Here is a 3893-nt window from a genome sequence, read left to right as displayed (position 1 = left end):
GGAGCCATCGTGCATAACGGGTTGGGTATGCGCAGTGCGGGGAGTGGCTTTCACTTTATGTTCAAGCCGGCACTGAGCCAAATCTTTTTATTTTGTTATTATTTTTGCTTATCAAATTACCAAATCAAAAGATTTGGCGGATTAACCAAATATACCTTTATTTTCGAATCAGCCAAATCCCCCGCATTGCGCATACCCGTTGTTGTAGCCAGTTTTAACCACTAAGCTACTTTGTGCTTGAACTGGGAAGACTTAATGAAATCATTAAATAACGGCCAGTCGTTTACTTGATATTTATACGAATAGTCAGTTTGTAAGAGAATATTTAATTTAGTTTTGACTTCTTTATAATCGCCCATCAAACAGTAGGCTGCAACTTCGATAATGCTTTTTTCATTTTTGCCATTTAGAAGTTTTTCTCTAATTTTCTCTGGCTTCTCTTTTTGTCTATAATGCTTTTTCGCAAGAAAATAATTGACTAAAAAATATGGTTCTGTGTGATTCGATGGTTTCAAGCACTTTTGTGTAAAATTAAATGCCTCTTGATATTTCTCTAGTTTTAATAATAGGAATGACTCATGAACATTAAGATTAGTATCATAAGGAGATTCTGTTTTCAATTCACGGATTAAATCAATCGCTAATTTATACTCACCCTCGGCTGTCAAGATTTGAGATTGATTAAGTTTATCGTTACCTAAATGTTTCTCATTAACCATTGTAGCTCCAGAAATATTATTTTTATATAGTAGATAATTAAATAAAAGAGAATAATTACCTTTATTTTTATTTTTTATGTTTTCAAGAGTAAAAATTGCATCATCTAAAGATTGAAATTTTTCCAACTGAATTACCGCTTTGAATTCCCAATAATCATTATCTAACTCATATGTATTTTCGAGATATTTAAATCTTGTTTTTAAACTGTCCTTGTCATTTTTTAGTTTATATTCTTTCAATAACATCATCTCTAATTCCTTCTTGTGCTCATATCGTCGTTGCTTAGGAATTGATTTTTCAATTAAATCATAAGTATCTTTATTTTTTTGGTCCTTAAAATTAGATAAGTAAACCTTTAGTTTTATTAGGCTCGCATGAAATAAATCTTGTATTTCTAGTTTTTTTATTATTTCCTCAATTTCTAAAATTGCTTTGTCTTTATCATCATTTAATTCTTCAATAATATTAACTTTCAATATCCATCCAGGGTTACTGATTATAGGGGATAAAGCTATGCCCTTATTAATAATTTCATCTATCTTAGTTAGATCAAAATCTAATTCTGAAGCATTATAAACTTCATTATAATGGTCAAATAATAATTTAGATTTTTCATAATATAACCTAGAAATATAAGGTTCTAATTCTATTGCTTTTTCTATGTATCCTACCTTATCCTGAAAATCATTCTTCAGGTTTGAGAGAATTATATAATTATCGATATTTTCTTTATCGATTTCTATTAATTCCTCATAACACACAATTGCTTCCTGTTCTTTATTTAAGTTTCTTAGACATTTTCCTTTAATACCTAATAACGATTTATATAAATCACTTTTTTTAGGTAGAATCTCAAATTTTTCGTCAATTTGCTCATTAACTAGTTCATAGTTAGATGTAAATAGGTCTTGATTAATATTTTTTAATAAATTCCGATCTTCATCACTAAGCTCTTCATTGAAGTTCTTTTTTGGCCTAAATCCGTCTAAGCTTAAATCACTATCGTCCTCTTTTTGATCTAAATATTGAAAAAAGTTGGTTATAATATCTTTATCTTTAGCTTTATTCAATCTTTCAAAATCTTTGCTGATGAAACTGCAATTCGTATTTTTGAAATAAGAATTAGATACTAGTTGGTTAATAACCTCATTTTTTCTTTGACTTAAATAACTACTGTCAATTGGTAATCTATCGTCATTTAGATTAGAATGTACTTCAGCCATAAATTCATCATATCCATCAATTTTAACATAATAGACTCTGTCCTTCCATAGTAACTTTCTTAAATCCTCATTAATTTCACTATCTTCTCGCAAACACCAATATATTCCATTTTTAAAATACTCTTCATTTTTCAATAAGTAGGTCAATATGTCAATTATAGAGCGATCATTCCCTCCGTAACCTACTACAATCAGCCCGTAATCTTTAGAAAATTCAATAAATTTATTTTTTATATTTTCTTCTAATGATTCTGTCTCTCTTAGTGTGCTTTTTATATCATCAAATAAATAATCCCCGTGAAGCTTTATTATTTTTGGCCTTTTTGAAGTGATTGTTATACTATTAATTGACGAATCGTGAGCGCATAAAATAGGGCGCTCATTTGAATATTGATAAAAAGCTTCATTCAATAAGTCATCAAAATTCGTTGTGAATAACGTTTTTAGATAATTATTTTCCACTAGTTTTATTAAATAGGCATATCCAATTGATGGTAATTTATCCCTGACAGCTTTTTCAATAAACATTCTTCTTTGTCTAGGAAGATCATACTTTTTTTCAAATAATGAGCTATATGCATTTCTGCTATCAAACCACATTTGAGATTTGAAATATTGTTCAGCTTCTTCTGAATTAAACTCAGTTATTTCAGGATTATCTTGTAAATAAATTTCTTTTTCCCATTTGCCTATAAGCGTTGATGCTGATTTAATTCCTGAGGTTACTGAGCATCCTGCTCCTAATAATAAGCTGTAATTAGGGTTATGATCATTTCTTGTACCAATATACCTAATAAGATCATTTACAGAGCGTTCTTTATTTTTTAATTCTTGCTGAAGATTAGATATTGTATACATATAATTTTATTTCAAATTTTTTTAAGTAAATTAATAAATATTTAGAAATATAGCCTTTTAAACCGCAGAATTTTCAAAAAAAATTGGCTACAACGGTTTAGCTAAGCGTAGTGCGGAGATAAGGAAACCTTCTGTTTCCGTCTTAGCACGAAGCTAAAGCTTATTGTTTAGTTTTATTTTTTGTCCAAAGCTAAATCCATAAGATTTAGCGACTTCATAAATATACACAGACCTTTCATTTTAGCCTAAAAGTCCGCATTACGTTTAGGTTTTGTTGTGCTTAGTGTTTTTTGAGTCCAGATTGGATTCCTTTATCTCAAAGTAACACCTTTCACAGACTAATTTAATTTTAGCAAATTCCATTGATTCGTTATTCCAACCGTCCGTTTTAAGGCGCTTTTTTTCGCATTTTGAACACCAAGCTTGTAAGTCGTCATCTTCGTCCAATTCCATTCCACGATAGGTCTCAAAAGCTTCTTCAAATCCTGTTTTGGTTTCCGTGTTCAAGTGCTGACAAATAAATGCTTTCCGTATTTTTCCGTGAGCATTACATTCAATTAGTGCGCTCTCAATTTTTTCAACTTTTTCTTTCGTTATCTGTTCGGTTAATAGGAAGTATTTTTCTAAATGCTCAGTTATAACTCGATAAGTTCCAATTCCTCCAATTATGTCGAAAGCAATTGCCGTCGATTCCCAACCTGTGTATTTATCTCCGTTAAAGTGCGCATTGGTCAGATTTTCGTAATTCTTTTTCTCTCCGAACTCTTTAACCTTTAGTGTCCGAAATTTTCTAGTCTCAACAGAATCTTCGTTAGCCCAAGCCCACATCCAAGTGTTTGTATTCAGCGAATATGTTCCAACAGGGATATATCGGAAGTATATTTCTTTATCGTCACTATACAATCTTAATGTTTCACTTGATTGATTATAAAACCAACTAGCATAATTTTCCGTATCAAATTTTGCTCGAAATGCTGGCTGACGTTCTTGTAGTTTATCAACCGCTTTTTGCGCATACTTTTCGTATTTCAAAGGTCTAAATATCAATTCGAATTGTTTTTTTCAACATTAAGCACAACGGTTTGCATAAGA

3 protein-coding genes are annotated in these 3893 nt (G+C 30.4%); 1 reads left to right on the top strand and 2 read right to left on the bottom strand.

Annotated elements, in window-relative coordinates:
• On the top strand, window positions 1-225 hold a 225-nt coding region (locus tag ULVI_RS15610; protein WP_206743815.1), incomplete at its 5' end, for a hypothetical protein.
• Here the strand turns inward: ULVI_RS15610 and ULVI_RS10555 are convergent.
• On the bottom strand, window positions 222-2801 hold the full coding sequence (locus ULVI_RS10555) for an SIR2 family protein (protein ID WP_068592606.1): 2580 nt from the start codon (window positions 2799-2801) through the stop codon (window positions 222-224). The two genes, ULVI_RS15610 and ULVI_RS10555, sit on opposite strands and share 4 nt — an antisense overlap.
• Window positions 2802-3065: 264 nt before the next feature.
• On the bottom strand, window positions 3066-3833 hold the full coding sequence (locus tag ULVI_RS10550; protein WP_241780983.1) for a DUF6882 domain-containing protein: 768 nt from the start codon (window positions 3831-3833) through the stop codon (window positions 3066-3068).
• Window positions 3834-3893: the final 60 nt, after the last annotated feature.

Source organism: Cochleicola gelatinilyticus, from assembly GCF_001637325.1.
Taxonomy (GTDB): domain Bacteria; phylum Bacteroidota; class Bacteroidia; order Flavobacteriales; family Flavobacteriaceae; genus Cochleicola; species Cochleicola gelatinilyticus.
This window is presented reverse-complemented; position numbering and strand designations above follow the sequence as displayed.

Coding starts and splice junctions, on each gene's coding strand:
- ULVI_RS10555 (WP_068592606.1), bottom strand. CDS start 2,801: ATGTATACAATATCTAATCTTCAGCAAGAATTAAAAAATAAAGAACGC.